Consider the following 15,340-nt stretch of genomic DNA (forward strand, 5'->3'; position numbering starts at 1 on the left):
GAAAAAGAGAATCCCCCTGAAAAGCCGTTGTCACGACTTTTCTGGGGGATTTTGTAATTGGGTATGAATAATCTAGGCTGAATTATATTAAATAAAGAAATTTGCAGGCAAATGCGATCAAAAAGTATCCAAAGACCAGTTTTATGCATTTTGTACAACACCGCTGCGAACATGCTTTGTGACCTTTTGCTCGATTTTTGCGGAAATAAGTTCAATTAAAATAGAAATCAACCAATATATAATCGCTGCCGCAATGAAAGCTTCCAAAAACTTCAGGTTACTGGCCGCAATAATATTGGCGGTACCCGTTATTTCAGTCACGGAAATTAAAAATGCAATCGATGTTGCATGCAAAAAGGCGGTGCATATATTTGTTAAATTAGGAATGGCGGCAACAATTGCCTGCGGGAAAATAATGCGTGCAAACACTTGACTCATCGTCATGCCGATTGATTGAGCCGCTTCAATTTGTCCTTTAGAAACGCTTAATATGCCGCTGCGTATAATTTCAGATAAAAATGCGCCTGCGTTCAATGTTAAGGCGATTAAAACAAAAACATACAGCGGAATGGCATTGAGCGAAAAGCTGAACAATTCCTGCGCCAAACTTGTGAAACCAAAATAAATAATAAAAATATGCATTATGACAGGGGTCCCGCGGTAAAAAGAAACATAAAAATTCGCGCATGCTTTTAAAATTTTAACATCACTCATCCGGATAAAGGCAATGAGCAGACCGATGACAAATCCCAATACAATCGGCGTAAATGCTAGAGATAGTGTAAAAGGAATGACTTTGCTCAGTTCTTTTAGGGCGTGCATAATAAAGGTAAAGTCCAGTTGCATCGTATTCCTCCTATATCGCCTCTTTTACGAGATAGCGATTCAAATAACGTTCAATAAATTTAAACCCATACTCAAGCAGTAAAACAATGACATAATAAATAATGGCCAGTGCCACATAGACTTCAAGCGCATTCATCGTCGCTGTAATTAATGTCTCACCGCGGCCCATCATATCCATTACACCAATGGAAAAGGCGAGCGAAGTATCCTTTAACGAACTGATAGAAGTGCTCGCAATATTCGGAAAAGCGACACGCAATGCTTGCGGAAACATAATACGGGAGAATGTTTGCCAGCCTGTCATGCCAATCGATTGAGCCGCCTCTGCCTGCCCATAGTCAACCGATTGGATGGCAGCCCGGAAGATTTCCGCGAAAGCAGCAGCATTGCTGAGGGTGTAAGTAATGACGACAAAAATGAAAGCATCCATTCTTGTTATATCAATACCGAACAATCCAACGATAAACGGAAGCCCATAAAAAATTAAAAATAGCTGGATTAAAATCGGGGTCCCCCGAATAAAGGAAATATAGAGTGTCGCGATTTGCTTAAGCAAAGGGATTTTATACAGACGCGGAACGGCAATGATGATGCCAGCAATCAGCCCGAAAAAAATCGACAACACTAATATTTCGATTGTTATGTGTAAATAGCTTACGAGTTTAGGGAGGGCTTCAAACACATAGCCAAAATCGAAAAAGTCCGACATCCATCATTGCCTCCTTTTTATAATTCAACAGAAAAATCGGCTCCGAGCCATTTTGTGCTTAATTCTTTAACAGTCCCATCGCCAATCAGCTCTACTAATATTTCGTCGATATCCGCTGCTAATTGTTCATCTTGCTTGTTCAGCATAAAGAAGATTTCCGAGAAGATCAGCGGGTCGCCTACTAATTTCAGCTGCGCATCAGACTCGCGATTAAATATATCCACTGAAAACGGGAATTGGAAAATGGCTTGGATACGATCCGTTTTTAATTGATTCAGCATATCGGGTGTCGACGTAATATACGTAAGCTTTGTATCCATATTATTTTTCGCCACATAATCCTCAACAAACAGTGCCGCATTGCTTGTCGGTGCAAGTCCGACTGCTTTTCCTTCTAAATCATCAATGGATTGAATATCGGTATTTTTCTCATTGACCACAACATGTGTCGGCACCGCATTGTAAGGCTGTGAGTTGAATAAAAACTTCTCTTCGCGCTCCGGATTTTTCGCCATATTATGCGCGATCAAATCGATTTTTTTTGTTTCTAAACTAAGCAGTAAATTGGAAAAGTCCATTACCTCAAAATCAAATTCATATTGCGGCAAGCGCTGATCGATTTCCTTTAAGAGCTCGATGTCATAGCCCGTTAAGTTGCCATCTTCATCATAAAAGCAAATATTAATAAACTGTGATCCAGTTCCGATAACAATTTTTTCGGCATCCGCATTATTATTCGCCTCTGTTGAAGCGATATCGGCATCGGTACCGCATGCCGACAATAAAGCGCCAGCCAATAAAATGGATGAAAGAAATCGCTTTTTCATTAAGCTTTCACCTCTTGATATGCTTTCAATGCTTTTTCTAAATGCTCAATTCCAAGCTCTGTAACACCGATGTAAGAATTATTCTGCCCGATTTCGACAACCGGCACATAACGGATTCCGTATTTAATATCTAAAATATCACGGTAGGAATCGTTGTTTGTAACATCGACTACGCGGTAATCAATTTGCTTTTGCTGCAAATACGTTTTGACTTCCTCACAATAAGAACAACCTTCTTTAGACCAAACAATGATTTGTGTCATTTCATTTTCCTCCTATACCGTCACTGCTGCAAGCAAGTTTTTGGGGCTAAGCAGCTCATACGATGCGCGACGGGCTTCATGGTTTTTAATCGGTGTATGGAAAACGAATTCCGTAACACCTAATGCATAATAATCGTCCAATGCTTTTTTGATTTGCTCAGGTGTGCCGCTTAAAATATTCGCTTCATAACGTTTCACTTCATACGATTCTCCGGATTGGTGCCCGAACTCTTCAGCTGCTTCTTTTGTATGAAGCGTTAATGTACGACCGCTTTCCAAATGCACTTTATAAATTTCATGTCCTGCCGCATAAGCATGGGCTGTCGCTTCGTCCTTTGCCGCAATAACAGCAAAAGCAACGCCAAATCGGCCATCCGGTGCATGCTTTTTATAAGCGGCAATCGCATCAAGCAGTATTTGCCTGTCGCTGTTGATAAATTGTGCAAATATATACGTAAAGCCAAGTTTGCCGGCATATTCCGCGCTCGAAACACTGCCGCCGAGCAAAATAATCTCCGGCCTGATTTCTGAAGCAGGGGTTACTTCCAGCTTTGCAAACGAATCGTCCTCTGGAAGACTGTTTTCAATAAAGCCTTTCAGTAAACGAAGACGTTCATTGAAATCATCGTTCACTCCAGCGGTACCATATTGTAAAGCCTTTGTTGCTAAAGGAAGTCCGCCGGGTGCCTTTCCGACACCTAAATCCACACGGTCCCCGGCAAGGTTGGTCAAAACGTTGAAATTCTCGGCCACTTTATAAGGGCTATAGTGGGAAAGCATTACCCCACCGGACCCGACGCGGATTCGGTTTGTCTTTGCAAGAATATAGCCGACGAGCACTTCCGGGGATGAACTCGCCACTTCATGTGAGTGATGATGTTCGGAAACCCAAAACCGTTTATAGCCAAGCTGTTCAGCAAGCTCCACTGTTCGTTGAAGGGTTTGTGCGTTTGACGCATCTTCTATAATAGGTGCCTGATCTAAAATAGATAGGTGATATCCCATTTTTCTCTCTCCTTAAATATCAAATGTAAGCTCTGGTGTCAGGCGTTTCAAAAATTGTTTCGTCCGCTCATGTTTCGGTGCATTAAAAATGATGTGTGGTTCTGCTTCCTCTAAAATAACGCCGCCATCCATAAAAACAATGCGATTGGATACTTCCCGGGCAAAATTCATTTCGTGTGTGACAATAATCATCGTAATTCCGGATTTTGCAATTTTTCGGATAACATCAAGCACTTCGCCGACAAGTTCTGGGTCTAAAGCGGATGTCGGCTCATCAAATAAAATCACTTCAGGATTTAACGCCAATGCTCTTGCAATGCCGACACGCTGCTGTTGCCCTCCGGAAAGAGCGCTGGGATAAACATTCGCTTTCTGCTCGAGACCGACTTTTTTCAATAGCTCAAGTGCAATCTCTTTTGCTTCTTTCGCTGATTTTTTTTGAACGATGAGCAAGCCTTCCGTAATATTTTGCAAAACCGTTTTATGCTGAAACAGGTTATAGCTTTGGAAAACCATGGCTGTTTTTTTTCGCAGCGCAATAATATCCTTTTTTGACGCATTTTTCGCATCAACTGATAAACGGTCAATTGAAATAGTTCCTTCATTTGCTTTTTCCAAAAAGTTGATGCAGCGAAGCAATGTCGTTTTGCCTGAGCCACTAGGACCGAGAATGGAAATAATATCACCCTTGTTCACTTCAAGGTGAATGCCTTTTAGAACGTCCAATTTGCCGAAGCTCTTCTGAAGATTTTCTAGCTTGATCATTCAGTGGCTCCTCCTTTCATCGTTAAATAAGCTGTTTCGTATAGCGATTTTCCTTAATAGGCAAGCCTAGGTTTTCGCGTAAAGTCGAAGCAGGATATTGCTCACGGTAGTATCCTTTCTGCTGGAGAATCGGCACCACTTTTTCAACAAAATTTTTTAACGTGTTTGGTGCAACGGTCGTAATAATAAAGCCATCTGCGGCATCTGCTTCAATCCAGCGAATAATCTCGTTTGCAATATGATCAGGTGTCCCGATAAAGCTCGTGCGTGGTGTCGCTTCACGAAGGGCAACTTCACGCAATGACAGTTTTTCGTCCTTCGCATATTGTTTAATGCGATCGGTGAATGCCTGGAAACTGTTACGCCCTATCTCGCCTAATTCAGGGAATGGGGCATTAATATTGTACTGACTGAAGTCATGATGATCGAAATAGCGTCCCAAATAAGCAAGTGCTTTCTCATCCGATACAAGCTCGGCAACTTCCCAGTAACGCTTTTCTGCTTCTTCTATCGTCTCACCGATAATAGGGGAAATGCCCGGGAACAGTTTTAATTGTTCGGAATTGCGACCTGCTTCCAGAGCAGCCTTCGTTAATTTTTGTTTGAAAGCCTTACTTTCTTCAATTGAACTCGGTGCTGAAAATACTGCATCGGCGTCTCTTGCGGCCAGCTCGATCCCTGCAGGAGATGATCCTGCCTGGAAAATAACTGGTTGCCCTTGCCGTGAACGCTGGATATTTAACGGTCCCCGTACATTGAAGTATTTTCCTTTATAATCAAGCACATGGAGCTTATCTTTATCGAAAAACAAATCTTTTTCAATATTTGCGATAAATGCGTCATCTTCCCAGGAATCCCAAAGCCCTTTGACCACATCCAAATATTCCTTTGCAATTTCATAGCGCTCTGCATGTGACGGATGATCCTCAATTTTCTTGCTGAAATTCAATGCGGTACTTTCAAGAGGAGTCGTTACGACATTCCAGCCTGCACGCCCATTGCTGATTAAATCTAGGGAAGCAAGCTGTCGCGCTACATTAAAGGGCTCACTATAAGAAGTGGAAATAGTTCCTACTAAGCCAACATTTTTTGTAGCGGCAGCAAGCGCAGATAAAATCGTTACAGGTTCAAAGCGATTTAAAAAGTGCGGGATTGATTTTTCATTAATGAAAAGCCCATCTGCAATAAAAACAACATCAAACTTACCTTGCTCTGCCAATTGAGCCTGCTCTGTGTAAAATTGCAAATCCACACTTTGCTTTGGATTGACTTCAGGATGTCGCCAGCTTGAAATATTGCCGCCTACTCCATGGATCATTGCACCGAAATGTACTTGCTTTTTCTTCACTATTCCCATCTCCTTTAATTCCTATTGATTTACTATTCTTTTTGGTGAATGAATCGTAACATTATTCTGATAATTAATACAAGAGGGCTGCTGATAGGAAATTTCTATTAGGGAAAAGAGGGGCTTGTGGGATGTTGGGGAATTTTGTTCATTAAAATTTTTAGGGGAAAAAGACTCTTTCTGTTCAATGTGAAAAGAGAGATTTTTATTACGTTTCTAATAAAAGCCCCTCTCACGAATTGAATAAAATTTGCATTTTCCTGATAGAGGTTCATTTTGGCTCGAAATTAAGTAATGAGGGGAAAAATAAGCGGAGATTTTCCGCTTATTTGCGCAATAGGGCTCGTTTCGGGGGAAATAAGGGGAGATTTTCCGGTTATCCAAAGAAAAATCATCCATTTTTATGTTTTTCGGATCAATAGGCGGAATTTCTCCGTCTATTTAGGCTGTTTTCTATTCTATTTTTTTTATAAGGGGAATTTTTCCGTCTATTTATTGTTGGGGGTACTTAAACAGATTTCCCGACCGTTAACAGCAGATCCCCCTTCATTTCAAACTAAGAGAATCTGCCTTTATTTATCGTTGCTGTTTTGCCGCTCCGCTTAAAATAAAATAAGCCTAGATTTCCCCGAAATTTTCAGGGCCTTTGTGTATCCCAAGCGCTTTTTCGCAACAAAAAAACACCATTTGAAAAAATGGTGTCCACGGGATTTATTTAAATTGATTGAATATTCACTTGACTGTTTCGGTAAATATCGACGATTTCTCGGGCATAGGGTAGAAAATACTGTCCTTCTTTCGATAAATTCAACTGACGTCCATTGCGAATGAATAATTTTACGTTCAAACTTTCCTCAAGTGATTTAATGCGTGCTGAAATGGTAGGCTGTGATAAAAATAGTACATTTGCAGCTTTATGTACGCTTTTATACTCTACAACGTATATAAATGATTCAATATAATCAATATTCACATTTTACCACCTCTTTTTATTAAGATTATAAGAATAGTAGGTTTAATTGCAAGCGAAATTAAATAGTTTTGAAGTATTAGCTATCTCCCTTTATTTAATATTCCTGTTTGGAGAAATTTTATGAAACTTATTTTCACTCCATTGCGTAAATAATGGGAATTATTCAATCAAAGAGGGAGGTATTGGATGAAACGCAAAATTTTGTTCGCATTAATCGGTGCACTTCTTTTACATATTCTCTATTTCGCGGCACAAATTTTATTCGGAATTATGCAAACGCTATTGTATCGGCCTCAATTTGCGCCAAATGTTGAGGTGCTGCAATCTGAAATTACATTCGGTGTTATTACGCGCGAGTCGCCGATGCTGTTATTCGGAAGCTATTTAGTCGTCGCACTCTTATTATTTGGTCTATTGATATTAAAAAAAGAAAGGCGTGAACATACTTGATCGAAATTAATGGGAAATATACAAACGCCAAAATTTATACGAATACACCACAAGAGACGGCAATGCGGCAAATTGAGGAGCTTGTCAATCAGTCATTCATGGAAGGGACGAAAGTGCGCATTATGCCGGATTACCATGCGGGAAAAGGTTGTGTCATCGGGACAACGATTCAGCTGAATAATCGTGCCGTGCCGAATTTAGTCGGTGTTGATGTCGGCTGTGGGGTACTCGTTTCCGAAATTGGCACAGGGACAATTGATTTTAATGAGCTGGACCGGGCAATCCGACGCTTCGTCCCAAGTGGAAATGCTATTCACGAAGAGGCTCCAAAAATGCGCCAAGCGGACCTTTTTAACAATGAAAACTTCATAGCGCATGGCTTGCAGAATGATTATACAAATCGCTCTCTTGGCACATTAGGGGGAGGAAATCATTTTATCGAGCTTGCAATAGATGATGAGGGTGTTCATTATTTGCTGATCCATACAGGTTCGCGCTATGTAGGGGCAAAGGTTGCAAACTGGCATCAAAAACGTGCGTTTGAATCTATGCAGCGCGAGGATTTAGCGGAAAAAATTGAAATGCTAAAGGAAGCGGGGCATCACCAAGAAATCCAACCGATGATCCAAGCATATAAGCAGGAAAATCCGAAGGTGCCAAAGGATTTAGCGTATTTGGAAGGCGATTTGTTCAATGATTATATTAGCGATATGAAACTGGCCCAGCGGTTTGCGCATGAAAATCGCCAGCATATCGCCCAAACAATTGCGGGGCAGATGAAATGGGAATATACAACGCAATTCGACTCTGTGCACAACTATATAGATACGGATGCGATGATTTTGCGAAAAGGAGCAGTGCGTGCATCAAAGGATGAAAAGCTAGTCATTCCAATGAATATGCGGGATGGTTCGCTCATATGCATCGGCAAGGGGAATACCGACTGGAATGAATCCGCCCCACATGGAGCAGGCCGTATTTATTCGCGGACGGCAGCGATGAAGAATCTGTCGATGGATGATTTTAAAGAAACGATGCAAGGGATATGGACGACTTCTGTAAGTGAAGAAACGCTCGACGAAGCCCCAATGGCATATAAGCCGATGCAGGAAATCATCGGGCAAATCGGGGAAACGGTCACAATTCAAAAGCATATTACGCCCGTCTATAATTTCAAAGCGAGCGATAAATGGAAGAAATAATGGACCAAAGAAATGCATAAATAAATTTGCATATTTTTTTGTTTTGAAAGAAGCATTACTTTTTGAACAATTTTAGTCATGTATGAAATATACATGTTTGATTTCTGCCTCATTTTATTGAGATTCGTTTAAAACCGGCGCAAAATGAAGGGAGAAGGGGGCTACACTTCATGCATAAGCAAGAATTAAACGAATTTCTGCATTTATATAAACAAGAAATGAAGCAAAGTGAACAATGGCTCGAAAACCGTCTGCATGAAGCAGCAGAGCCTTCGTTTTCGTTAACGACGGAAGAATTAACTTACGGCGCACGTGTCGCATGGCGCAATAGCAATAAATGCATTGGACGCTTGTTTTGGAATAGTTTAACGGTATTTGATCAGCGGCATTTACTGAATGAGCATGAAATTTTCGAAGCGCTCGTCAAACATATTGACTATGCAACAAATAACGGGAAAATACGGCCGGCCATTACATTATTTGATCCGGGCCGTGTCCGAATATGGAACCATCAGCTTATTCGCTATGCAGGCTATGAAACGGCAAAAGGCATTGTAGGGGATTCAGATTCAGTGGGATTTACGAAAGTGTGTGAAACGCTTGGCTGGCAAGGCGCGCACACAAATTATGACGTATTGCCGCTCGTTATCCAAGTGGATGACCGGGAGCCACTTTATTTTGACCTTCCAAAAGAAAGTGTGCTTGAAGTACCGATTATCCATCCGGTTTATGATTTTTCGGGGCTCAATATGAAATGGTATGCAGTGCCGATCATTTCGAGTATGCGTTTTAATGTGGCGGGCGTTGATTTTCAAGCAGCACCGTTTAATGGCTGGTATATGGGGACAGAAATCGGCGCTCGTAATTTAGCGGATACATATCGCTACAATTTTTTACCGAAAGTTGCGGAAATAGTAGGGTTAAATACAACGTTTAACGCATCGCTATGGAAAGACCGTGCACTTGTAGAATTGAATATTGCGGTGCTGCATTCTTATAAAAACGCGGGTGTAAGCATTGTTGATCATCATACAGCAGCCCAGCAGTTTCAGCTTTTCCAGCAGCAAGAGCGAGCAAACAGCCGTGATGTCACAGGAAACTGGGTATGGCTTGTGCCTCCATTGTCGCCCGCAACGGCAGAACTTTATCACGAGCCGATCGCGAACACGATTAAAAAGCCAAACTATTTTTATCAAAATGGACCATATTGAATAAAAGGATTATGTTCAAAGCTAAAATGACTTTGAACATAATCCTTTATCTTTTATTCAGCATAATTTGAATCAGTTCATCACGATCGATTAAATACACATCATTAATGTCGGCCAGTTTTTCGGCTTGGCGCGTAAAATGACTATTGGTCACAACCCATGCTTCTGTTGCATCATACATTTTCACCGCACCGATAATTTCCTGCACAGCTTTTACCCCGACCGTGCTCGAATACCGTTTTGCCTGGACTGCAATGACATCTTTTCCATCCTTTAAAATGAGGTCAGCCCCATAATCGCCACTCGTTGCAGTATAGCGGATTTTATAGCCGCGGCGTTTAAATAATTCGCCTAAAAACTTTTCAAAATCCTCACCGCTCATTTTATCCACTTCCCGAATGCCGGATTTTCGTAGCTTGCTCGTCTTGCGTGACTTCAGCCATATTTTAAAAGCGATATATAGCACGAAATAAGCGGCGATTCCGATTCCGATCCCTTCCAATGTTCTCATCGCATAAAAGCCTGCAGCACCAGCGATTGTGATGAAAAATAACGGAATGACCGGCAACCGTTTTTTATTTCGTTTTCTCTTTTTGCGCAATAGTTCTGTACTCCTTTAATTTACTCATAATGATTATATCATAAAAGGGTACATATGTTTGGTTATATTGTCCGATTGTTTGAGCCCATAAACGAAGTTAAAAATAACAGAATCGAAATTGCGATAAACAATAGAAGCGGTATGGACCAGCTTTCCGTCAAATCGTGCACATAGCCGAATAGTACGGGTCCGATTGCTGCAACGAAATAGCCGACTGACTGCGCGAAACCTGAAAGTTCAGCCGCATCATAAGCAGATTCAGTACGCAATGAAAAGAGCATGAGCACTAAGCCAAATGAAGCGCCGCCTGCAAAACCTAAAAAAATCATCCATAAAATTGCAAGGCTTGTCCATTCCATGAAAATCCCGGCGAAGCCAATTAAGTAGCAAAACGTAAAGAAAAATACGATAGGACGCTGTGAAACGAGCTTTTCTGCGAGAATCGGAATAATAAAGGTCATCGGGATCTGCGAAAACTGCATAACAGATACCATCCAGCCGGCACTTGCCGCATCCAATCCCTGACTAATAAAAATTTCAGGAAGCCATGTAGAGGTGCAGTAGAATAAAAAAGACTGGAAGCCCATTGCGCCCGCAACCGCCCAAGCGAGGGGCACTTTCCACATCTGCTTTTTCTCTGCCTGGGCAGAAGCAGGGCTAAGCGCGATTTTCGGTTGTTTTAAAATCGGCAGCCAAAAGATTAATGTAACAATGCCTAACACTAGGGAAAAGCCTAAAGCGACTTGCCAACCTGAATTTGTAGCCATCGGATAGCTGAAGCCTGCAGCAAAACCCGAAGAAATATTCATCGATACCGAATAAATCCCTGTTAATAACCCGATATGTAATGGAAATTTCCATTTAAAAAAACTTGGAATAAGCACATTGCCAAAGGCGATTGCCACCCCGATTAAAATTGTTCCAACAATCAGCAAGGATGTCAGGCCTATCGAGCGCAGTATAATGCCGACGCAAAGTAAAATGACCGAGTAAAATAATGTCCACTCCATTCCGAATTTGCGGGCAATGCGCGGTGCGAAAGGTGATACGACAGCAAAGGCAAGCAAAGGAATAGTCGTTAAAAAACCTGCCAATCCGTTCGAAATGCCAAGTCCATCCCTAATAAAGGAAATAATCGGCCCAACAACGGTAATTGGTGTCCGTAAAGTTGTGGCGAATAGGAAAATGGCAATTATAAAAAAGAGAAGCGATTTATTGGATAGTATTTTTTTGCTGTTTGGTATTTGTTGTTTAGCGTCCATTATAAACTCCTTTATATTTAGTTTTAATGTCATAATAGTTGGAATAGTCGAAAGAAAAGGGAAAAGGGAAAGGCATTGCGATCAAAAAATTGTTATGTTAGACTATGAGACATTATTGAATTTAATAAAATTACCTCATATTGCATGAGGTAGAGGTCGCAACCGTTAAAACTAGTATAGCAGAGATTGAGAAGAATCGATGAAGCTTTATGAAAGGAATGGTTGCCGAAGTGTTATTCTGCTTCTAAAGAATAATGCTGGGGCTGTCTCCGATAAGGAACAGAACTGTCACATGTGTGAGCATGTGTTGAGCTATCTTTCAAGTTTGATGGGGTGTTATATAAGCCGTCACATTAACTTGTGGCGGCTTTTCGTTGTTTTTAGCACCATCAGAAGCGATTTAAAGGAGAATTTAAATGAGTGAAATAAAAATAGATCAGCCCGGCTCTAAAAATGAGCTGAAAAGAGGGCTGAAAAGTCGCCATGTAACAATGATTTCGTTAGGCGGCACGATTGGTACAGGTTTATTTTTGGCATCAGGGGGAGCCATCGCACAAGCAGGTCCAGGTGGAGCACTGCTGGCTTATGCATTAATCGGGGTTATGGTGTACTTTTTAATGACATCATTAGGAGAAATGGCTGCTTATATGCCGACATCCGGTTCATTTAGTACGTATGCAGCGAAATTTGTCGACCCGGCGCTTGGCTTTGCATTAGGATGGAATTATTGGTACAACTGGGCAATTACAATTGCGGCTGAAATCGCAGCCGTATCGTTGATTATGAAATATTGGTTCCCGGAAAGCTCGTCGATTTTGTGGACCGTTTTATTTATCGCAGTCGTGCTGACATTTAATTTAGCGTCTGTGAAAGCTTTTGGTGAAGCGGAATACTGGTTTGCTATGATTAAAGTTGCTACAGTAATTGTTTTCATCATTGTCAGCTTTTTAATGATTTTCGGAATTTTAGGAGGAAATGATCCAGTTGGCTTCAAAAACTTTTTTGAAGGTGATGCACCATTCAATGGGGGCTTCCTGGCGATGTTCGGTATTTTTTTAGCTGCTGGTTTTTCATTTCAAGGAACGGAAATGCTTGGGGTGACAGCCGGCGAAACAGATGACCCGGGCAAAAACATTCCAAAGGCGGTACGTTCGGTGTTTTGGCGTATTTTGCTGTTTTATATTTTCGCAATCGGGGCAATCGGTTTGCTTATTCCGTATACAGATTCCCGGCTTTTGTCAGAAGACATCGCCACAAGCCCCTTTACATTAGTGTTCGAAAACTTGGGCTTTGCGTTCGCGGCTTCTGTAATGAATGCGATTATTTTAACGGCGATGTTATCTGCCGGCAACTCGGGCCTTTACGCTGCTAGCCGTATGCTATACCAATTGGCGGTGGACGGGAAAGCGCCTAAACTGTTTATGAAAGTCACTGCGCGCGGCATTCCGATGTATGCGTTACTAGCTACTTTAGCAGTCGGTTCGTTGGCGTTTTTAGCATCATTTTTCGGTGATGGCGTCGTTTATATTTGGCTGTTGAATGCTTCGGGTATGTCGGGCTTCATCGCATGGCTTGGCATTGCTATTAGTCATTACCGCTTCCGCCGCGCATATGTCGCACAAGGAAAGTCATTGAGCGATTTGCCGTACGTATCACGCTTCTTCCCATTCGGCCCGCTGTTTGCATTCACATTATGTATGATTGTCGTATTGGGCCAGAACTATATGGCATTTATAGGCGGTACGATTGACTGGTATGGTGTTGTCGTTTCCTATATCGGCTTGCCACTTTTTGCCGCTTTATGGTTTGGCTATAAAGTAAAGCATAAAACAAAAATTGTCCCATTAATGGACTGCGATTTATCGAATAAATGAATTTTAGGAACGTAATGTGAGCATAGGCTTTCGTTACGTTTCTTTTTAATATCGGCGTAAAATATATAAAATGCGAGCCGCAATTAACGACAAAAAAGCGCCGATAAAAATTCTTTTCCAAAATAATGGTTATAGATGGAATGCCCCATTTATTTTCCGAATATATAACCGATGAATGATATAATAAAAGAGGGGGATCGACTATGAATATAGTGGACAAAGCGACACAATATGTTGCGCTTAAATATGAAGGGAAACATCGTACAGCGATGCAAATTCCATATGCAACACATTTATTCGGAGTGGCGCGAATTTTAAAAAGCAATGGATATAATGACACAGTAGTAGCAGCAGGCTTGCTGCATGATATATTAGAAGATGAGCTTGTTGCAGAGCAGGAATTGTTGTCACAATTTGATGAGGAAATTGTAGCATTAGTAAAGTCTTTGACGGAAATGCCGAAAACTTATTCTTGGCAAATCCGTAAAGAGGATGTAATTGCGCGGGTTAAAGAAAGGTCATCTGATGAAATGGCCATATTATTAGCGGAAAAAATCCATAATATAAAATCTATTTATACAGAGATGCTGCAATTTGGCGATAATATATGGAATAATTTTAATGCGCCAAAAGAAAGCCAAGAATGGTACTATAGAAGTATTCTGGATGAAACGAAAATCTATCATCCTACTGCAACATTAGTATTGCCGTTTGAACAAGCAATAGATAAGCTATTCGGGAAGGTGCAGCTACTTTAGCGGAATGCGCCGACCGATATGTAATTGATAAGGAAGTGAATAAAGATGCCTATTTCAGCAGGGTTTTATAAAAAAATGCATCAATGGCTAATGGGGGAAGACGGAAAAACTGTGGCATTTCGTCCGTTTTTAACAAAAGGCAATCCGTACAAATCCCGCGTCTTTTTAATTAGTGCAAATGCCGTGCCCTTTTTTAAAGTAGAGGATAGAAGCGAGCAGATTTTTGCAGAGTCATTAGTAAATAGAGAGCTATTTCAGGAGCTTTATTTTAGTGAAATAATGGGAGCGCCGCGCGAGTTTAAAGGATTCTTGCAATTCGAAGCATGGCTTGAAAAACAGCATAATGAATCTCTTATTTATACTTCTTTAAACACGTATCAGTTAGAAGCGGCTAATAACGCAAAGTTTGCTAAAGAACAGGACAAAGCAAATTTTGAGCAAGGGCAAATAATTTTTAAAGAAGTATTGAAGGAATTTCAGCCAGAAATTATCATTTTGCAAGGGACAGCAGCATTTGAACAATTTAAAGCATCATATGCAGATGATTTAGTTATTTATAATGCAGACGTATCGAAATTGCAGCAGCTGGAGGAAGCGGGTCCATTTGCCGAGATGCACTATGGCAACGGGAAAAAGGTTTTTGTTTTCGTCACACGCAGTATGGGCTACTTCGGTCCAGAAGGTGCAAAGTTCGAACATTTTAAAGAAAATTTAGCGGAATTATTATAAAAAGTGTCTAAAACCGAACGTTCGACTTTTTGTATTTGCCATTTTGATCAGATTTCCGAAAAATAAGAATAATTTTATTATTTTAAAGTTATTGCAATTCGGATTTTACATGCTTATAATTGGAACATTCACAAACTTAAATTATCTTCTTTCTATAAGGGTTCAAACATTCCCTGAAAGAATTTGAAGCTTTTGGCTGATGTTGCGGATGCGCACACAATATGCCTAGGCGTAAATGATATAATTTTACTCATATAATAGCAGGGATATGGCTTGCGAGTTTCTACCGATTTACCGTAAATAAATCGACTATGGGTGAGGCATGCTTAACGAATGGATTTGTCCAATTATTGTTTAATATTTGTGCTTACCATTTGTTATTACTTTTGATTTTTACTCGGAAGTCTTGCTCCACTCATTGTAGGGGACAAGACTTCCGAGTTTTTTTATGGATAGGTAAATACTGGTACTTTAATGGAATCTATATAAAAAGCCACCATTTTACATTATTTAGTAC

General features: G+C 40.8%; 16 protein-coding genes and 2 riboswitches. Of the genes, 6 read left to right on the top strand and 10 right to left on the bottom strand.

Annotated features, from left to right (window positions below; genetic code table 11):
* Nucleotides 1-141 precede the first annotated feature (141 nt).
* The 8 genes from ACTHOQ_RS13275 to ACTHOQ_RS13310 all read right to left on the bottom strand — a co-directional run bounded on the left by ACTHOQ_RS13275 (nucleotide 142) and on the right by ACTHOQ_RS13310 (nucleotide 6,736).
* Nucleotides 142-846: an amino acid ABC transporter permease gene (locus tag ACTHOQ_RS13275; protein ID WP_440496630.1), complete on the bottom strand. Its 705-nt coding sequence runs from the start codon at nucleotides 844-846 to the stop codon at nucleotides 142-144.
* 10 nt (nucleotides 847-856) lie between these two features.
* Nucleotides 857-1,555 carry an amino acid ABC transporter permease gene (locus ACTHOQ_RS13280; RefSeq protein ID WP_440496631.1) on the bottom strand — a complete coding sequence of 233 codons (699 nt, stop codon included), beginning with the start codon at nucleotides 1,553-1,555 and terminating at the stop codon, nucleotides 857-859.
* Between the two features lie 17 nt (nucleotides 1,556-1,572).
* Nucleotides 1,573-2,382 (bottom strand): transporter substrate-binding domain-containing protein, encoded by an 810-nt coding sequence (locus ACTHOQ_RS13285; RefSeq protein WP_440496632.1) that lies wholly within the window; start codon nucleotides 2,380-2,382, stop codon nucleotides 1,573-1,575.
* Nucleotides 2,382-2,645, bottom strand: a complete 264-nt coding sequence (locus ACTHOQ_RS13290; protein WP_440496633.1) for a glutaredoxin family protein — start codon at nucleotides 2,643-2,645, stop codon at nucleotides 2,382-2,384. The genes ACTHOQ_RS13285 and ACTHOQ_RS13290 overlap by 1 nt, the downstream gene beginning before the upstream one ends.
* Before the next feature lie 12 nt (nucleotides 2,646-2,657).
* On the bottom strand, nucleotides 2,658-3,650 hold the full coding sequence (locus ACTHOQ_RS13295) for an LLM class flavin-dependent oxidoreductase (protein ID WP_440496634.1): 993 nt from the start codon (nucleotides 3,648-3,650) through the stop codon (nucleotides 2,658-2,660).
* A gap of 12 nt (nucleotides 3,651-3,662) precedes the next feature.
* Complete coding sequence (locus ACTHOQ_RS13300; protein ID WP_440496635.1) at nucleotides 3,663-4,415, bottom strand: amino acid ABC transporter ATP-binding protein; 753 nt, start codon at nucleotides 4,413-4,415, stop codon at nucleotides 3,663-3,665.
* Between the two features lie 22 nt (nucleotides 4,416-4,437).
* A complete protein-coding gene (locus ACTHOQ_RS13305) occupies nucleotides 4,438-5,766 on the bottom strand; it encodes an LLM class flavin-dependent oxidoreductase (protein ID WP_440496680.1) in 1,329 nt (442 codons plus the stop codon).
* A 712-nt stretch (nucleotides 5,767-6,478) separates the two neighbouring features.
* Nucleotides 6,479-6,736 (bottom strand): LysR family transcriptional regulator, encoded by a 258-nt coding sequence (locus ACTHOQ_RS13310; RefSeq protein ID WP_440496636.1) that lies wholly within the window; start codon nucleotides 6,734-6,736, stop codon nucleotides 6,479-6,481.
* A 186-nt stretch (nucleotides 6,737-6,922) separates the two neighbouring features.
* On the opposite strand from ACTHOQ_RS13310, the gene ACTHOQ_RS13315 reads away from it, so the two are divergent.
* From ACTHOQ_RS13315 to ACTHOQ_RS13325, 3 genes are all read left to right on the top strand, one after another.
* On the top strand, nucleotides 6,923-7,186 hold the full coding sequence (locus ACTHOQ_RS13315) for a hypothetical protein (RefSeq protein WP_440496637.1): 264 nt from the start codon (nucleotides 6,923-6,925) through the stop codon (nucleotides 7,184-7,186).
* Nucleotides 7,183-8,388: an RtcB family protein gene (locus tag ACTHOQ_RS13320; protein ID WP_440496638.1), complete on the top strand. Its 1,206-nt coding sequence runs from the start codon at nucleotides 7,183-7,185 to the stop codon at nucleotides 8,386-8,388. Before ACTHOQ_RS13315 ends, ACTHOQ_RS13320 begins: the two co-directional genes overlap by 4 nt.
* A gap of 170 nt (nucleotides 8,389-8,558) precedes the next feature.
* The gene (locus ACTHOQ_RS13325; RefSeq protein ID WP_440496639.1) at nucleotides 8,559-9,599 is read left to right on the top strand and encodes a nitric oxide synthase oxygenase; all 1,041 of its coding nucleotides are present in this window, start codon (nucleotides 8,559-8,561) and stop codon (nucleotides 9,597-9,599) included.
* Nucleotides 9,600-9,645: 46 nt separating this feature from the next.
* On the opposite strand, the gene ACTHOQ_RS13330 is transcribed toward ACTHOQ_RS13325, so the two are convergent.
* Together ACTHOQ_RS13330 and ACTHOQ_RS13335 are read right to left on the bottom strand one after the other, a co-directional pair.
* Nucleotides 9,646-10,200, bottom strand: a complete 555-nt coding sequence (locus ACTHOQ_RS13330; RefSeq protein ID WP_440496640.1) for a restriction endonuclease — start codon at nucleotides 10,198-10,200, stop codon at nucleotides 9,646-9,648.
* A 62-nt stretch (nucleotides 10,201-10,262) separates the two neighbouring features.
* Nucleotides 10,263-11,462, bottom strand: a complete 1,200-nt coding sequence (locus ACTHOQ_RS13335; RefSeq protein WP_440496641.1) for a CynX/NimT family MFS transporter — start codon at nucleotides 11,460-11,462, stop codon at nucleotides 10,263-10,265.
* A gap of 142 nt (nucleotides 11,463-11,604) precedes the next feature.
* Nucleotides 11,605-11,785: riboswitch (Lysine riboswitch) on the top strand.
* A 93-nt stretch (nucleotides 11,786-11,878) separates the two neighbouring features.
* On the opposite strand from ACTHOQ_RS13335, the gene ACTHOQ_RS13340 reads away from it, so the two are divergent.
* The 3 genes from ACTHOQ_RS13340 to ACTHOQ_RS13350 all read left to right on the top strand — a co-directional run bounded on the left by ACTHOQ_RS13340 (nucleotide 11,879) and on the right by ACTHOQ_RS13350 (nucleotide 14,823).
* Nucleotides 11,879-13,336: an amino acid permease gene (locus tag ACTHOQ_RS13340; protein ID WP_440496642.1), complete on the top strand. Its 1,458-nt coding sequence runs from the start codon at nucleotides 11,879-11,881 to the stop codon at nucleotides 13,334-13,336.
* A 203-nt stretch (nucleotides 13,337-13,539) separates the two neighbouring features.
* On the top strand, nucleotides 13,540-14,094 hold the full coding sequence (locus ACTHOQ_RS13345) for an HD domain-containing protein (RefSeq protein ID WP_440496643.1): 555 nt from the start codon (nucleotides 13,540-13,542) through the stop codon (nucleotides 14,092-14,094).
* Nucleotides 14,095-14,139: 45 nt separating this feature from the next.
* A complete protein-coding gene (locus tag ACTHOQ_RS13350; RefSeq protein WP_440496644.1) occupies nucleotides 14,140-14,823 on the top strand; it encodes an RNA 2'-phosphotransferase in 684 nt (227 codons plus the stop codon).
* 230 nt (nucleotides 14,824-15,053) lie between these two features.
* Nucleotides 15,054-15,155: riboswitch (purine riboswitch) on the top strand.
* Nucleotides 15,156-15,340: the final 185 nt, after the last annotated feature.

The organism is Solibacillus silvestris (genome assembly GCF_051967575.1).
GTDB classification, from domain to species: Bacteria; Bacillota; Bacilli; order Bacillales_A; family Planococcaceae; genus Solibacillus; species Solibacillus silvestris_B.

Coding starts and splice junctions, on each gene's coding strand:
- ACTHOQ_RS13350 (WP_440496644.1), top strand. CDS start 14,140: ATGCCTATTTCAGCAGGGTTTTATAAAAAAATGCATCAATGGCTAATG.
- ACTHOQ_RS13325 (WP_440496639.1), top strand. CDS start 8,559: ATGCATAAGCAAGAATTAAACGAATTTCTGCATTTATATAAACAAGAA.
- ACTHOQ_RS13290 (WP_440496633.1), bottom strand. CDS start 2,645: ATGACACAAATCATTGTTTGGTCTAAAGAAGGTTGTTCTTATTGTGAG.
- ACTHOQ_RS13300 (WP_440496635.1), bottom strand. CDS start 4,415: ATGATCAAGCTAGAAAATCTTCAGAAGAGCTTCGGCAAATTGGACGTT.
- ACTHOQ_RS13345 (WP_440496643.1), top strand. CDS start 13,540: ATGAATATAGTGGACAAAGCGACACAATATGTTGCGCTTAAATATGAA.
- ACTHOQ_RS13335 (WP_440496641.1), bottom strand. CDS start 11,462: ATGGACGCTAAACAACAAATACCAAACAGCAAAAAAATACTATCCAAT.
- ACTHOQ_RS13280 (WP_440496631.1), bottom strand. CDS start 1,555: ATGTCGGACTTTTTCGATTTTGGCTATGTGTTTGAAGCCCTCCCTAAA.
- ACTHOQ_RS13275 (WP_440496630.1), bottom strand. CDS start 846: ATGCAACTGGACTTTACCTTTATTATGCACGCCCTAAAAGAACTGAGC.
- ACTHOQ_RS13315 (WP_440496637.1), top strand. CDS start 6,923: ATGAAACGCAAAATTTTGTTCGCATTAATCGGTGCACTTCTTTTACAT.
- ACTHOQ_RS13295 (WP_440496634.1), bottom strand. CDS start 3,650: ATGGGATATCACCTATCTATTTTAGATCAGGCACCTATTATAGAAGAT.
- ACTHOQ_RS13285 (WP_440496632.1), bottom strand. CDS start 2,382: ATGAAAAAGCGATTTCTTTCATCCATTTTATTGGCTGGCGCTTTATTG.
- ACTHOQ_RS13340 (WP_440496642.1), top strand. CDS start 11,879: ATGAGTGAAATAAAAATAGATCAGCCCGGCTCTAAAAATGAGCTGAAA.